The sequence below is a fragment of the Streptomyces sp. NPDC051207 genome (genome assembly GCF_040682395.1).
Classification (GTDB): domain Bacteria; phylum Actinomycetota; class Actinomycetes; order Streptomycetales; family Streptomycetaceae; genus Streptomyces.
Map to the genome: position 1 here is coordinate 1 of NZ_JBFBAX010000085.1, position 1,339 is coordinate 1,339.

General features: G+C 68.4%; 1 protein-coding gene. It reads left to right on the top strand.

What is annotated here, in order from left to right:
- Positions 1 to 95: 95 nt before the first annotated feature.
- Positions 96 to 1,307 (top strand): IS30 family transposase, encoded by a 1,212-nt coding sequence (locus tag AB0M97_RS30805; protein ID WP_365964272.1) that lies wholly within the window; start codon positions 96 to 98, stop codon positions 1,305 to 1,307.
- Positions 1,308 to 1,339 lie beyond the last annotated feature (32 nt).

Below are 1,339 nucleotides of genomic sequence, written 5' to 3' on the forward strand. Positions count from 1 at the left end.
CCCTTGAGTTCTAGTGGTCGTTGCAACACCCCAGCTCAGGGGATGCGATGGACTTCGAGATCCGGGAGAACCGGGGGCGGCCGACCGGGAAGAGGATGGCCCGGGAACGGGCCGCATACTTCCTGCTCATGGAGCAGGGCTACAGCACGCGGGAAGCCGCCCGGATAGTCGGCATCAACCTGCGCACCGGCAAGCGGTGGCGCAACGGCTGGCACTCCCCACCACGCGGCCAGAAGGCAGTTCCTCCGATCTACCCGGTTCCGGGACATGCCCCGGAACCGGCAGAGGAACTGCCTCCGACCCCGTCGCGGTACCTCCAGGAGCACGACCGCATCCACATCGCCGACCGGCTGCGCGAGAAGGCGTCCGTTCGGCAGATCGCCGCCGAGCTGGGCCGCAGCCCTTCCACCATCAGCCGGGAGATCCGCCGCAACCGGCGGCCCATGCCCAGGGGCGGCTTCAGCTACCAGCCCTTTCACGCCCACCGTCGAGCCGAACGGCGCCGCCCGCGGCCCAAGGTGGGCAAGATCGGCCAGAACCCCAAACTGCGCGACTTCATCCAGGATCACCTGGCGATGCGCTGGAGTCCTGAACAGATCTGCCAGGCTCTGCGGGCCCGCTTCCCTGACCGGCCGGAGATGCACGTGGTCCACGAGACGATCTACCAGGCCCTCTACGTCCAGGGCCGCGGAGAACTCCGCCGGGAACTGACCCGGTCCCTCCGAACCGGCAGGGCGATGAGACGCCCTCACCGCCACGCTGCCAAGCGCATCAGCCGGCCGGTCAAGAACATGGTCATGATCAGCCAGCGACCTGCCGAGGTGGCCGACAGGGCCGTCCCGGGCCACTGGGAAGGCGACCTGATCATCGGCAGGAACGGCAAGTCCGCCATCGGCACCCTGGTCGAACGCTCCACCCGCTACCTGATGCTCGTGCACCTGCCCATCGGGCACACCGCCATCGCCACCCGCGATGCGCTCGCCAGGACCGTTCAGGCCCTCCCACAGCACCTCTGGCGGTCCCTGACCTGGGACCAGGGCTCGGAGATGGCCGCCCACCGGGCCTTCACCGTCACCACCGACATCCCGGTCTACTTCTGCGACCCGGCCAGCCCCTGGCAGCGTGGCTCGAACGAGAACACGAACGGCCTGTTGCGGCAGTACTTCCCCAAGGGCACCGACCTGTCCGCCCACACCCCCGAGGACCTGGCGGCCGTCGCCGCCGAGCTGAACAGCCGGCCACGCAAAACGCTCGGCTGGGAAACCCCAGCCGAGCGCCTCGCTAAGCTCCTGGACACAGCCAGTTGACCTCTGTGTTGCAACGACCCCTGGAATTCGCC

Bases quoted from the DNA above. Each gene is read 5' to 3' on its own strand.
- AB0M97_RS30805 (WP_365964272.1), top strand. From the start codon at position 96: ATGGCCCGGGAACGGGCCGCATACTTCCTGCTCATGGAGCAGGGCTAC.